Annotated in this window: 11 protein-coding genes and 1 tRNA gene; 5 read left to right on the forward strand and 7 right to left on the reverse strand. The window is 53.1% G+C overall.

Annotated elements, in window-relative coordinates; genetic code table 11:
• Positions 1-7: 7 nt before the first annotated feature.
• From KO486_RS09205 to KO486_RS09215, 3 genes are all read left to right on the forward strand, one after another.
• Positions 8-81, forward strand: a tRNA-Gly gene (locus KO486_RS09205).
• A 27-nt stretch (positions 82-108) separates the two neighbouring features.
• The gene (locus KO486_RS09210; RefSeq protein ID WP_216036934.1) at positions 109-459 is read left to right on the forward strand and encodes a RidA family protein; all 351 of its coding nucleotides are present in this window, start codon (positions 109-111) and stop codon (positions 457-459) included.
• On the forward strand, positions 456-926 hold the full coding sequence (locus KO486_RS09215; protein ID WP_216036935.1) for a thioesterase family protein: 471 nt from the start codon (positions 456-458) through the stop codon (positions 924-926). Before KO486_RS09210 ends, KO486_RS09215 begins: the two co-directional genes overlap by 4 nt.
• Here KO486_RS09215 and KO486_RS09220 read toward each other — a convergent pair.
• The 4 genes from KO486_RS09220 to zwf all read right to left on the reverse strand — a co-directional run bounded on the left by KO486_RS09220 (position 923) and on the right by zwf (position 6591).
• Positions 923-2587 (reverse strand): calcium-binding protein, encoded by a 1665-nt coding sequence (locus KO486_RS09220; protein WP_216036936.1) that lies wholly within the window; start codon positions 2585-2587, stop codon positions 923-925. The two genes, KO486_RS09215 and KO486_RS09220, sit on opposite strands and share 4 nt — an antisense overlap.
• 245 nt (positions 2588-2832) lie before the next feature.
• On the reverse strand, positions 2833-4449 hold the full coding sequence (gene pgi, locus KO486_RS09225) for a glucose-6-phosphate isomerase (RefSeq protein WP_252734632.1): 1617 nt from the start codon (positions 4447-4449) through the stop codon (positions 2833-2835).
• A gap of 9 nt (positions 4450-4458) precedes the next feature.
• Positions 4459-5133: a 6-phosphogluconolactonase gene (gene pgl / locus KO486_RS09230; protein WP_216036937.1), complete on the reverse strand. Its 675-nt coding sequence runs from the start codon at positions 5131-5133 to the stop codon at positions 4459-4461.
• A gap of 3 nt (positions 5134-5136) precedes the next feature.
• On the reverse strand, positions 5137-6591 hold the full coding sequence (zwf, locus tag KO486_RS09235) for a glucose-6-phosphate dehydrogenase (RefSeq protein WP_216036938.1): 1455 nt from the start codon (positions 6589-6591) through the stop codon (positions 5137-5139).
• 642 nt (positions 6592-7233) lie between these two features.
• On the opposite strand from zwf, the gene KO486_RS09240 reads away from it, so the two are divergent.
• The gene (locus KO486_RS09240; RefSeq protein WP_216036939.1) at positions 7234-9138 is read left to right on the forward strand and encodes a tetratricopeptide repeat protein; all 1905 of its coding nucleotides are present in this window, start codon (positions 7234-7236) and stop codon (positions 9136-9138) included.
• Positions 9139-9418: 280 nt separating this feature from the next.
• On the forward strand, positions 9419-10741 hold the full coding sequence (locus KO486_RS09245; protein ID WP_216036940.1) for a VPLPA-CTERM sorting domain-containing protein: 1323 nt from the start codon (positions 9419-9421) through the stop codon (positions 10739-10741).
• A gap of 626 nt (positions 10742-11367) precedes the next feature.
• Here the strand turns inward: KO486_RS09245 and KO486_RS09250 are convergent.
• From KO486_RS09250 to KO486_RS16445, 3 genes are all read right to left on the reverse strand, one after another.
• Positions 11368-11931, reverse strand: coding sequence for a hypothetical protein (locus KO486_RS09250; RefSeq protein ID WP_216036941.1), 564 nt, complete (start codon positions 11929-11931; stop codon positions 11368-11370).
• Between the two features lie 347 nt (positions 11932-12278).
• A complete protein-coding gene (locus KO486_RS09255; RefSeq protein ID WP_216036942.1) occupies positions 12279-12869 on the reverse strand; it encodes an HNH endonuclease in 591 nt (196 codons plus the stop codon).
• Positions 12870-13047: 178 nt separating this feature from the next.
• Complete coding sequence (locus tag KO486_RS16445; protein ID WP_216036943.1) at positions 13048-13767, reverse strand: GGDEF domain-containing protein; 720 nt, start codon at positions 13765-13767, stop codon at positions 13048-13050.
• Between the last annotated feature and the right edge of the window lie 22 nt (positions 13768-13789).

Below are 13789 nucleotides of genomic sequence, written 5' to 3' on the forward strand. Positions count from 1 at the left end.
CCCCGCGGCGGGTATGGTGAAAAGGTATCACGGCAGCTTCCCAAGCTTTAGTTACGGGTTCAATTCCCGTTACCCGCTCCAGTTTCTCAGCACCAACGGAGACCACACATGACAAACCTCACACGTATCGATTCCGGCGCCCGCATGAGCCAAGCCGTCGTCCACAACGGCATTGCCTACCTTGCCGGTCAAGTCGGCGCTGAAGGCGGCACAGTTGCTGAGCAAACCTCAGCGATCCTTGAAAAGATTGACGTATTGCTGGCCAAAGCCGGGACGGACAAAACCAAATTGATCACCGCCCAAATCTGGTGCGCTGACATGGCCACGGAATTCGCTGACATGAACGCTGTGTGGGATGCGTGGGTCGCCCAAGGTTGCGCACCTGCGCGTTGGACAGGCGAAGCTAAACTCGCAACCACAGGCTACCGCGTCGAAATCATCGTGACCGCTGCGGTATGACGACACCTTATCTCACGCCGCTCGGTCCGACTGACCTCCGCGACGCAGGTGTCCCTGCGCCGTGGGCATTTGGAATGGCTGACCGCGTGAGGTTTGGCGAAATCGATGCCTTGAACCACGTCAATAACGTGGCCTACCTGCGTTGGTATGAAACCCTACGTGTTCATTACCTTGATCACTATGATATCTACGACCTTGCGGGTGATGATCCGAAATTCGTCGTGAAATCAGTGGGGTTAGACTACAAAGCTGAAGTGAAACGCGGCGCGAGCTATATCAATGTGACCCGCACCGTGGCTCTGCGAAACACCAGCTTTACAATGGAGTACGCTACCTTCGTGGACGGACAAATCACCACCACAGGCACCTGTGTTGCGGTGCTCTTGAATTTGGACAACACCAAGCGCGCCCTTCCGGACGCGCTCAGAGATGTTTTGATGACCCGCGATGGTGCGGTTCAGGCTTAAAGCAGGAAATCATCCGCCGTCAGTGCCGATGTGTTCAGCGCAAGGATGTAGCCATCCGTTGAGCCGTCTCCATTGTCATCAAGGTTAATGACTGCATGTCCGGAAGCGTTCACGAAATAGCGGATCTCAGCATCGCCGCTTGACGTAAACGCGCTTGTGCCACGGAACGAAAACTCAATGGCAGACACATCGATCCTGTCTTCTCCCGCAGTGAACCCTTTGATCCGGTCTGCAGTCGTCGTGTTTATGCCGACTTCGCTCATATCGTCAAAAACGAACACGTCAGCGCCGGTGCCGCCGTCCATGACATCCGCGCCTTCACCGCCCGTCAAATAGTCGTCGCCACTACCACCACGCATGATATCGTTTCCGGCATCCCCAAAGAGCGCATCATCGCCGCCATCACTTAGAAGAACGTCGTTGCCAGCGCCGCCGTTGATCACGTCTGAACCTTCACCGCCGCGGACCCGATCATCATCAGCCCCTGCGTAAATTTCATCATTACCGCCGTTGCCGAGGATCAAATCTTCGCCCTCAAGACCTTCGATCACGTTTCTGCCCAGACTACCGATGATAGTGTTGTCACCGGTATCCCCTGTCGCCGCCGCATCAGACGCGCCCATCAAGCGGATATATTCCACCCCATCAAGGGCGGTTACGTCAGCAGAGGCATAGATTTCATCATAACCGCTCCCGCCGTCCACTTCGACGCCCGCGACACGCGCAACAAAAGTGTCGTCGTCGGACCCGCCATAAATTACGCCATCAACACCGCCGCCGCGAACAATGATGGTGTCATTGCCAGCCCCGCCATAGACATCTCCTTCTTGGATGCCTGTGTTTTGAATAAACGTGTCGTCCCCACTGTTCAAAATGACAGTGCCGAAAATACTTCCGGTATTCCTCACGGTATCGTCTAATACAGAGAGATAGACAGTACCGTGCAATTCCCCAGAGTTGGAAACCGTCGTCGCATCGCCAGCGTTATAGATCGCACCGGACGTGCCCCTTATCTGGCCAGAGTTGTCGATAACAACTTCCTCAGTCGAAGAGGCTGACGCAATTAGATAAATCGCATACCCATCCTGGCCAACGATCTGTCCGGAATTGTCGATATATGACCCGTAATTGCTGGACGCGACGATGCCTCTCTCTCCGGTAATCATCCCTGAATTGGTGATTTCGTTCGAAAACTGGCCGGCGTCGGTCTGTGATCCGAATTCGACGGCAGCATCCTCGACGCTGCTGATCAAGCCCGTGTTCACGACTGTGGACCCACTACCCGAGAACGTTACCCCCTGAACGGTCGCGTAGATGTTCCCGTGGTTTGTGAGCAAATTCCCGAGCCCCCACAGGTGTATAGCCGTATCGAAGTCATTCCCGGTCGCGACTGTTGCATCTTCGCCGATAAGAACGGTGTTGCTGGCTTGGAATGTCGTTTCAAAAGAACCGCCGACTGTCCCGCCAAGAAGGATCCCAGAGTTTCGGGCATAGATGTCACCAAAAACAGAAATGCTGAGGTCATACACCATTTCATCCGCATAAACGCCGAAACCGCCTTGGTTTACAATCGAACCGTCCTCGGTAATCAAGAGCTGATCACTTAGCTCTAGAGTTGAATATTGAGACGTAACGTCCGTGGTGATGAAGTAGGTGGTCATATGATCGGTTCCTCAATTTGAATGCGACGCCACATGGCGTTCGTCTTTTTTTTTGCGGAGGATCACGCAGACGGGCTCATAAATCAAGTGCCGTTACACTTACGTAAATGCCGCCGCGCACCAAGACCGGTGACCGGTTCATCCAGTTCCCCAAGATGAGCGTTTAAGAAATGCAGCGAAGGCACGGCCATTCACAGCGCACGATTTCTTGCGCTGCGTTGAAATGTACCAATGTCCTTGGGGTGTTAGAGGCCTTGTTGCCGTAGGTAACCGACCAAAGCCGCAGTCGACCCATCTTTTCCGGATGCGTCCGCGCCTTCAACAATTGGCTGCAAAGCGGTTGCAAGCTCTTTGCCAAGCTCCACACCCCATTGATCGTAGGAATTGATGCCGAGGATCACACCCTCGGCAAATACACGGTGTTCATAAAGCGCGATAATCTGGCCCAATTTAAACGGTGTCAGCTTTGGATAGGCAAGCGTCACAGACGGACGGTTACCCGGGAACACACGATGTTTCGCTTGGCGCTCAAGTTCTGCGCCTTCAAACTTATCGGCAACCTTGCCGCGTGCCTCATCAAGGTCGCGACCTTTCATCAAGGCTTCGGACTGCGCGAGGCAATTGGCCACAAGAAGTTGATGTTGATGATGCAGCTCTTCGGAATGTCCCGTAGCGGCGACCAAGAATTCGCACGGGATGACCCGCGTGCCTTGGTGGATCAACTGGTAGAATGCGTGCTGCCCGTTGGTGCCCGGTTCGCCCCAAACCACGGGGCCGGAATTGATCGTCAGATCTTCACCGTCCATGGACACGCCCTTGCCGTTACTCTCCATTTCAAGTTGTTGAAGATAGGCCGGTAAGCGGCTGAGATTGTTGTCATAAGGCAGCACAGCCCGTGTTGTATATCCGCAAATCTGGTTGTGCCAAATGCCAACCAACGCCAGCATCAGCGGTACGTTCTGTGCGCCTTCTGAGGCTTGGAAATGGCGATCCATTTGTGCGCCACCATTCAAGAATGCACGGAAACCCTGCACACCGATTGCCATCATCACGGACAACCCGATCGGACCCCACATGGAGTAGCGCCCGCCAACCCAATCCTCAAACCCGAACACCCGTTCAGCGGCGATCCCAAACGCGGCCGTCTTTTCATCAGACGTACTAAGGGCCGCAAACTGTGCTGCTGGATCGCTGACGCTTTCGCCCATCCAGGCTTTGGCGGTGCGCGCATTGGTCATCGTTTCAATGGTCGTAAAGGTCTTTGAGGCCACAATCACCAAAGTCGTCGTCGGATCGCATTTGCCAAGCACCTGACGGATGTCTTCTGGGTCTACGTTGGACACGAAATGACAAGTAGGTCCGTCGTGATACGGTGCCAGCGCAAGAACAGCCATCGCGGGTCCAAGATCAGACCCACCAATGCCGATATTCACGACATCTGTGATCTTGCCACCCTGCCCCTGAAATGACCCATCCCGAACAGCATCGGAGAAATTTTCCATTGCGGTTAGCGTCGTGCGCACCTCTGGCATGACATCTTGACCGTCGACCAATACCGGATCGCCATCGATGTTGCGCAATGCCGTGTGCAATACTGCGCGACCTTCGGTTTCATTGATCGGTTGGCCGCTAAACATTGCATCACGGCGCGCAGTTAGGTCGGCGGCTTTCGCCAATTCCAACAACAAGTCCACCCCATCGGCGTCCAAGTTGGTTTTGGCATAATCCAAAACGAAATCTTCGGTGTTCGCGCTGAATGTATCCGCGCGGGCCATATCAAACAAAGTTTCAAACCGGCGATCCGCAACACCTGAATGGTGCTCATGTAGCGCAGCCCAAGCCGCTGTCATTTCAGGTGTCATGATGTTCTCCTAGCTTTCAGCCCAATGGACGGCCGCATTCGCTAAAACACTGGCAATCGGCGCATCAACGGGTTTCAATTTTCGGGCTTGCTCTAAAGCGGCGCGTTTTTCCGCGCCGATAATGACAACGTGGCAGGACATCGCGTCTCGCAACACTTTGCCAGACAACGTGACCCTTGGTTCAAGCCCATCAGGTGGTTGGACAAACGCCAAGTTCAAATCAGTCCCAAGTGCAGTCTCAATGTCAGCCGAATTCGGGAAAATGCTGGCCGTGTGCATATCTGCGCCCATTCCAAGCAACATCACCGATACCGGAAGATGCGCTGCAATCTTGCCTGACATTGCGGCCAGATCGGCCTCAGTGGCATCATCCGCAGGGATGTAATTCACGTAATTCGCTGCCGCCGCAGCCTCAACCAACAGGCGGTTCTTGATAAGACGGGTGTTAGAACGTTCGTGATCTTCCGGCACGCGGCGTTCATCGGTCAACATCACGTCCACCCGCGCCCAATCGATATGTTTGGCGCCACAAAGCACGTCAAACACCGGACCCGGCGTTGTACCTCCGGGGACCGCAAAAGACGCACGGTCATGGTTCAACAGGCAACCTTCGAGTTCTCCGGCAAGCCTGTTACCGAGGTCCATCATCATCATTTCCGCGTCGGGATATTCAATGAGTTCCATGTCTTATCCTTTAATCTCGCGCCAGCGGCGGCCTTCACGATGCATCAACATCATTGCGTCTTCCGGTCCGGCTGACCCCGCATCATAGTGCTTTGGGACATCATTGCGGGCTTTCCAGCCGTTAATAATCGGGTCAGTCCATTCCCACGCCGCCTCAACTTCATCACCGCGCATAAACAACGTTTGGTTGCCACGAATGACATCCATAATCAGGCGTTCATACGCGTCCGTGGAATCTTCGGCGTCTGGTCCAAGCGCCTCCGCGAAAGTCATGTCCAGTGGCACGTCAATCAAACGCATCCCACCCGGGCCTGGTTCCTTGATTGTCACTTGCAACTGAATGCCTTCATTGGGCTGCAACTGAATTGACAGAATATTGCGGTGACGTTTCTCATCACCCGGAAAGATCGAATGACCGATATCCTTAAACACCACTGCAATCTCTGAGGTGCGGGCCTTTAGTTTTTTGCCGGTGCGCAGATAAAAAGGCACACCCGCCCAACGCCAGTTGGCAATCTCACACCGCAGCGCAACAAAGCTCTCTGTGTGGGACTTAAGGTTCTCTGCGTCTTCGCGATAGCTTGGCTCATCGCCGCTCGCATCATATTGACCACGTACCATGTGGTGTGGGTCAATGTCCTGCAACGCGCGAATAACCTTAAGCTTTTCATCACGGACCGCATCCGCACCAAACTCGGCTGGTGCTTCCATGGCGATCAGACACAACAGTTGCATTAGGTGGTTTTGCACCATGTCACGCATAGCGCCGGATGTATCGTAATAAGCCCCGCGCCCGCCAACGCCGACGGTTTCGGCGACGGTGATCTGGATGTGATCGACGTAGTGGTTGTTCCACAAGGGTTCGAACAGCATATTGCCAAACCGCACGGCCATCAGGTTTTGCACGGTTTCTTTGCCAAGATAATGGTCAATCCGGTAGATCTGCGTTTCGTCGAAATGTTTGGCCAGAGTGGAATTCAGCGCTTTCGCAGTTTCCAAATCCCGCCCGAACGGTTTCTCAACGACCACACGGCTGTTGCTGTCGGCAATCTTGTGTAAATGGAGCCGTTCCGCCAAATCGCCAAACAAGCTTGGCGCGACAGAGAAATAGAAGGCGTTCACCAACTCAAACCGGATCAGGTCATGTAACTCTTTCCAGCCCTGCTCGCCCTTGGCGTCCACAGGAATGTAGTGCAGTTGAGCGACAAACTTCTCGATGCCATCGGTGTCGGATTTCTCCTCGCCGCCAAATTCCGCAATCGCCTCGCGGATCATCTGACGGTAGCCATCGCTATCAAAATCGGCCCGCGCCGCACCAATAATTCGCGACCCTTCTGGCATTTGCCCCGATAGGAAACGACGGTACAGTCCCGGCAAAATCTTGCGACGGGCCAAATCACCGGTACCGCCAAAAATCACAAGGTCGAATTCTTCGACCGGAATCACGCGTGAGACCATTTTTTGGCATCCTCTATGAAATAAACCGCAGTTAGCGCTAACGCCGCTTCAATATCGTCAAAGTTTTCGCAAGTCTAGCACGCAAACACGCTCAAAGCTCTGTATGTGCTGAGTGGCAGCAATGCCATTGGCCCAACTTTAGAACGAAGCATAATCATCACAAAGTTGCACGCCATGTCCCGAGTTCAAAGAACTAATGGCCTAACGACAGTTCAATCGGAAACATGGGACTCACCAGTCTCACCCGTTTTCAGGTTATTACCCTCAGATTTGGGTGTCGGTCTTGCTTTGGGGATGCGGAGTGCGGCTGCGGAGTATACATTTTTTGACCCGCATAGCGCTCACCGGCCTGCCGTTGATCAATGTGCACCCTGCCCGCTTTCGTTCTATTTGCAACCTGAAGCGCTTTGCGAAAGTCCTTGTGTTGCTTGATTTGTCGTCGCGACCCAGCTTATAGTTTCAACGATTTAAGAATTTTTTATACACAATTTTACATCACGTTACCGTAAGTGCTGAGCAACGCAATGAGGGGCAAAATACCTACGGACTATAATTGAAAGGTTCCTATATATGGCGACTAGACCTAAACGCTCCGTCAAGCCTTTGATAGCAAGCTGCATTATATTCAGCGGCCTTTCATTCGTGAGTAACGCTTCCGCTGTATGTGCCGCTACGCTCGATGATGTACTAACACCCGAGACGATCTTCGAGCCGTATGGGTTTGGTGGCGACAGCTCGCTTTCCCTCGATGGCGGCACGTCTGACGTACTTGACACCCTGGTTCTATCAAACGACATCGAAAACCGCCTGAAGGGGATGGTCGCGGCCAATCCGCAGAATATCGAGGCGTTGAAGACGCTCGCGGTTTTCTACACCCGTATGGGCCGACTTGAAGAGGCACAGGTGGCGCTTGAGCGCGCGCATCTGGTAGCCCCCGGCGACGCAGTTCTGGCGCTCGATATTGCCAAGCTAGCAGGTGTTAATGGCGGTGTATCGGCAGCGCGCACAGCGCTGGAAGACTTCCGCGGTGCCGCACAAGACCCGTTCCCATTCGAACTTGCGCTGGTTCAGCTGGAGAACGAACGCGGCGATCCTATCCTTGCACGCAATAGCCTTGAGCGCATGATTGAGACAGAACAGAATCCAGAGCGGGTTAGCAAGCTACGCCTTTTGTTCGCGCGCTACTTGATCGAGGATGGGGAAATTGGGGCGGCGCAGGCACAGGTGGATACCGTAATCTCCGCCAATCCTGCTGACGCTAATGCGCTGGCTTTCAGAGCGTTGTCCCGGCTCAATGCACTCGACCTTACTGGAGCACGTGCCGATATCGACGCGGGCCTCGCTGTCGAGCCCGAAAGCCCATCGCTTCTGCAACTTGCTGCGCGAGCGGACTGGCGCGCGGGTCAGCAAGAACAGGCGCTAGAAAACCTACTTAAGGCGGTGACTGCATCGGATTACCAGCCAGATATTGTCCAAGATACCGTGGGTGTATTGCAAGAACGCGGCAGGTCCGATGAGGCATTGGCCATAGTCGAGACAGCAGTAGAAAAGCACGCTGATGTGCCGCAGCTCGTCGCGATTTTGGGCGTGCTTCGTCTGGCTCAAAAGGACTGGGCCGGCGCTGAATTGGCTGCAACCGCCCTGCGTCAGTTCGGCACTCCTTTGGCGGTTTCGGATTCCGAAAAAATTCGAATCGCTGTCCTGCGCGGACGTGGACAGGAGGAGGAAGCACAGGCGCTGCTTGCGCAGATCGGGTCGAGCGGGTCAGATATCGGCGTCGTCGCTGAGATCATAAACGGGCATCTTTCTCGGAATGATCCGGCGGCAGCAATGGACTATATTAACGATCTGCTTGAGCAGTATCCCAATACGCCAGCGCTGCTACTCATGCGCGCGTCGCTTAACGAAATTACCGATCAGGCCGACAGGGCGCAGACGGACTACTTGGCCGTCATCAGATTTCTTCCGCAGAGCCCTATGGCTTATGTCGCACTCGCCAAGCACCAAATGCGCAATGAACGTGCAGCAGATGCGGAAGCGACCTTGCGAACAGCACTCGAAGTTCTGCCTAGCGAGCCAACATTAAAAATGCCACTCGTAGAGATTTTGCTGCGGCGCCAAGATGTAGCCGAAGCGTTACGCCTTATGGATGAACTGGTTGTCGAATATCCGGATAACCCCTTGGTCGCCAACAATTATGTTGCACTGGTGACGGATTACGCACCAGAGGATCCGGAGACGCTCGCGCGCGCTGCTTCGGTAGCGGGGCAGCTGCGCGTTTCAACCATACCACAACTGCGCGATACCTACGCTTGGCTGCTACATAGACAGGGCGATCACGCAGCGGCACAGGATGTGCTGGTATCCGTACTAGAGGAAATTCCTGATAATTCTTGGGCCAATTACCATTATGGGATGGTTCTATCCGCCCTGGGGGAGCGCGAAGATGCAGTGACGCACTTACGACGCGCGCTTGCCTCAACGGATTCATCTTTTGATAAGACCGAAGTCGTCCTTGCCGAAGTTCAGGAGCTCACGAGTCAATAAACTGCGGCTGGAAGATCACTCCAACTAGGTTAACGTCAGGTTAACCTAGTTGTTGACAGACCTCTAAAATATCGGAATACTTTTATTTCTACACGACCGCCGGTCTATATTTTTGAGCCGCAACAGTAATATTTCTATTTTTAAGGCTTGGTTCAGTACATTTTTTTCTGAAGCTCGGCTCGGTTTAGACACAATAATTATTTTAACTTTTTAGGGGGATAATCGTATGTCCAACAGTAACAGAAGATTAAAAGGTACGCTGTGCGCAGTAGCCGCCTTAATGATTTCTACCACTGCAGCACAAGCATCTTTCATTGCAAATTTTCACGAGAATTATCACGCCGGAAACAACACTATCTTCATCTTCGGTGATCAGGGCACGACCGGCACCGCGACCGGTAACGATGGCTTTTCGCAGAACTTCTCAATTGATGCGACAGGTGTCTTCGAGCTAGGGCTAGGCGTAAGTGGTCGAGAGATGACGGCGTCTGCAAGCATCAATAACCTTTCCGTTCTGGTCGAGTCGGCCGATCCAATTAGCGGCTTGGCGCTGAACCGTGCTGGCTTCACCACAGACATGACGACGTTGCTTGATCTGGATGCGCTTAGCACTGACTATCGCGTTTTGACCATTGGAGGCGGTTTCGGAGACGGGTCGCAGATGTCAGTCACGGCGACAGCGGATAATACAACTGTCACAATTACGCCAGATGGCATCGGCGGCTTGACCGATGGAGTTCCGGTCGACGTCGTGTTGAACAAAGGCGAAACGATTTATTACGAGTCGGGCGGAGGCGGTGACCTTAGCGGTACGCGCGTTCAATCGACGAGTGCAGTTGCAGTTTTTGCCGGAACCGAATGCACGAATGTGGGCGGTGTCGCCGCGTGTGATCACTTGATCCAGCAACAGTTTGGTGTCGAAAACTTCGATACAGAATTTCTGGTTGCGGGCACGCCATTTGCGGGCGCAGACAAAGATTTGATCCGCGTGATTGCTGCGGAAGACGGTACTGAAGTGTTCATTAATAATGTTTCACAGGGAACGATCAATGCCGGTGAAGTGCTTGAAGTCGACAACGTCGGGAACGCATCAATCACCTCCGACAAGCCTGTAAGCGTTGGTCAATTTATGCGGGGCGTTAGCGGTACACGGACAACAGGTGACCCTGCGTTTGCTTTGATCCCGAGTGTTGACCAACTCCTAGACGCGTATTCGTTTACGACGCCCGTTGGCGGGGACGCATTCTCGGATAACCAACTCAACATTGCGATCGCGCAAGCGGATGCTGCATCACTTGAACTGAATGGTGTCGCAGTCGACACGTCCATGTTTACACTTCTTGACGGTATCCTGTACGGAACGATCTCGGTTGGAATTGGCGCCGGTGTCGTGGAAGCTGATAACGCATTCCTTGCCACGATTTCTGGCTTCGACAATGCTGATAGCTACCTGACACCGATCGCATCGGCCTTCTCGCCTGGTGTGTCACCTCCACCACCACCGCCGCCGGATCCAAACGTTGTTCCGCTGCCTGCCTCGGCGATGTTTCTGATGGGTGGTTTGGGAATTCTCGGTGTCATGCGACGTCGCCGGAAGGCCTAAAGTTCTGAAATTGCGAACCCCGCCTGCTTCTGTCAGGCGGGGTTTTTTGATGCATTTGACGAACAGTTTGTCTGGTCCATTGTACTGGACGCCTCCAACCCTCAAAGCATCGACCTCGCAGAGCAAAGATGCCCAATCGGCCACGTTCTTTCATCTTAACCCGACGCCATCCGCCCTGAGAAATTGTTCGATCCGGACCAACTTCGGGCCAAGTTGAAACGTTGTGAGTCAAACAATGATCGTGTTCTTGGGCGATTTGGTTCTTGTCCTGCATAATGGACTCGGCCCAGTACGCACGGTTGTCCAAGATTGGTTGGTTCGGAGCATGTTGCCAACTTGGCCGAAGGATACAACGTTGGATGCAGTGATTATGCTTGGTTCTTAGCCAACCGTGTGATCCGCCCCAAGGCCAAAATAGTGACAAATCTGGTAGCGAAGGCAGAGCGCAGGTTGAGCGTATGGGAATGGGCAAAAGTGGGTAGTGAGCAGCCGTTCTCGCAAGCTCTCAACGCCGCAGTGCAGCTTGCCCGAGGCGGACATTGGCCGGCATATGCAGCATTTTGCGTGGATGGACGGCCGCGATGCGGACAAAGCTGCCGTTAACAGTAAGTCTACAAACATAACGCTCATTCAACAGCCACCCAAACAAAGAAAGTGTCTTCAATCGCAATTATTCTGTAGGTTGTTTCATGATCAATGACAGAAAGCGGAATATAATTCGCACGCCAGACCCGTCCACAGTATGAGGTTTCTTCAAACAGTAAGCTAAGTGGAAACGTGGAATTTGGATGCGCGCTTCGGTTATCATTGCAGTCGGAATAGAACTCATCATGCCGCTTAAGAATTTGAGCCCCGTAAGGCATCGATGGACTACCAATCGGCGCGGATTCCGGTTTTCTTAGATACCAATCTGACCCCAACTCAGAAATAACCAAATGGCAACTGCCATCACCCCAAGACAGCAGAAATTTATCATTCATACCTGACGCGCGCCCTTGGAAAGCCGTCCCTGTTGTTTGCGGCGATCGGATGGGGAGTTCGACCTGAGTAGTTCCTGCCAAAAACGGCTGACCACATTCGACCGAAACAGGAAGTGCCACTTCGGTAAACAAATTGACACGGCCGCTATGCTCCGAACACGCCCAAAGAACTTGAAGCAATGAGAGTAAAGCAAAATTTTTTCTATTCATGGTTCAGCTCAACCGGGCTCCAATAATATGAAAACCACCTTAACTCCATTGTTGATGGTTGTCACTTTGGGCTCATAGCCGCCATTCGCTGCGGTTGAAAGTGCCACGTGCTGCCGAACATCTACTTTCTCACAAGACGCTCTTCAGAAAAACTTAGATCTCCGGTTTGGTTAAATGAGCAATTAGCCATATTCTAATCATTGCACCTAAGCGTCTTTTATGGCCGCTCCTACCTAACGCAAAAAACCGAGTAAATCAGTGTCTGGTGAATCCGATGCATCCGTTTCGGAAGGAAAACCACCGATTTTGTGAGATTTATCCGTACCTTTACACCAACAGAACAAGGCCTAAGCATCCAATTCAGCGTCCCAATACAGGAAATCCATCCAGGACTCGTGTAAGTGGTTGGGCGGAAATTTTCGCCCGATGTTTCGCAGCTGTTCTGAAACGGGCTGACGGGGTGGTTTTCGCAGCGACATTCCCGACCGGCGTAGCGACATCGATCCCTTGCGCAAATTGCAGGGCGAACACGCCGCCACAACGTTTTCCCATGACGTCCGCCCCCCAGCGGCGCGCGGCACCACATGGTCAAAAGTCAGATCACCTGAAGTGCCACAGTATTGACAGGAAAACTCATCACGTAAAAACAGGTTGAACCGCGTAAAGGCCACGCGGTGTTGTGGCTTTACATAGTCCTTCAACACCACAACCGACGGAAGCCGAATGTCCATCGAAGGTGATCGTGCCACCACATCATATTCAGCAATGATATCAACGCGCTCTAGCCAAGCCGCTTTTACCGCTTCTTGCCACGGCCACAGGGATAACGGGTAATACGACAGTGGACGATAATCTGCGTTCAATACCAAAGCAGGATGTTGTTTCAAGACCGCTGGTTGGCGTACAAAATCCGTTCGAAATTCGCTCGTATTGATCATTTCATTATGCAAAACCGTACCCACCCTGTTTGCCATCTCATAGCACCAGAGCGGGAGCCCGCTCCTGCCGTAACTTAACTATATATTGGGATGTTGAACTAACAAGCCCTAGATATAGTCGCGCCGAATGAGGAACATGTTACGCAGGCTTACGTAACATCAAAATGACAGTTCCCCGCTATGCTGCATCCAGGGCCATACGTGCACAGGCGCGCCCTTCAGATTTTGCACGATACAGGGCCTGATCTGCCCTTTGCAAAACAGTGTCAGCAGGCTCATCCCCATCACGCAGCGCATATCCCACAGAGGTCGTGATGCGGATCGGGGTCTCCTCCAGCGAAATCAATCCGCCTTGGGCAATCTGCTCTGCAATTGGGGCCGCTTGCGACGGTGTTGCATCAACCAACAGTACCGCGAATTCCTCCCCTCCCATACGGGCTACGACATCTTGTTCACGAAGTTGGGTGCGAAATCGCGTCGCCAATTCTTGCAGGCATCTATCACCCACAGCGTGCCCGTAAGTGTCGTTAATCCGCTTGAAATGATCAATATCCACCATCATCAGAACATCGCTGCGCGTCTCTTGATTGGGGTGTTTGACCACTTCCATGAACGCGCGGCGATTGGGGAGGCCCGTCAACATATCGGTCGCGGCCAGCATCACGAGCTTGTGCTGCAACTTTTGCATATGACCAAGGGCCGCAAGCGATAGGATGACAAACGGTGTCCCGACAAAAGCAGCCTCATAAAGGTTGTTTGCAAAACTATCGTGGCCATCGCCATAACTGAGCACATCGCGCAGCAGGTTCAATGCGCCCAAAATCGCCAGCATCGCTAAGGCTTTGCCGATGAAATCCACGGCATTCCTTGGCGATACGAAATTAACGAATTGTTCCACGAACGGACTTTCCCAGCTAAGT

Source organism: Octadecabacter sp. B2R22, from assembly GCF_018861045.1.
GTDB lineage: Bacteria > Pseudomonadota > Alphaproteobacteria > Rhodobacterales > Rhodobacteraceae > Octadecabacter.

Bases quoted from the DNA above. Each gene is read 5' to 3' on its own strand.
- KO486_RS09255 (WP_216036942.1), bottom strand. From the start codon at position 12,869: ATGATCAATACGAGCGAATTTCGAACGGATTTTGTACGCCAACCAGCG.
- pgl (WP_216036937.1), bottom strand. From the start codon at position 5,133: ATGGAACTCATTGAATATCCCGACGCGGAAATGATGATGATGGACCTC.
- KO486_RS09250 (WP_216036941.1), bottom strand. From the start codon at position 11,931: ATGAATAGAAAAAATTTTGCTTTACTCTCATTGCTTCAAGTTCTTTGG.
- zwf (WP_216036938.1), bottom strand. From the start codon at position 6,591: ATGGTCTCACGCGTGATTCCGGTCGAAGAATTCGACCTTGTGATTTTT.
- KO486_RS09245 (WP_216036940.1), top strand. From the start codon at position 9,419: ATGATTTCTACCACTGCAGCACAAGCATCTTTCATTGCAAATTTTCAC.
- KO486_RS09220 (WP_216036936.1), bottom strand. From the start codon at position 2,587: ATGACCACCTACTTCATCACCACGGACGTTACGTCTCAATATTCAACT.
- KO486_RS09215 (WP_216036935.1), top strand. From the start codon at position 456: ATGACGACACCTTATCTCACGCCGCTCGGTCCGACTGACCTCCGCGAC.
- pgi (WP_252734632.1), bottom strand. From the start codon at position 4,449: ATGACACCTGAAATGACAGCGGCTTGGGCTGCGCTACATGAGCACCAT.
- KO486_RS09210 (WP_216036934.1), top strand. From the start codon at position 109: ATGACAAACCTCACACGTATCGATTCCGGCGCCCGCATGAGCCAAGCC.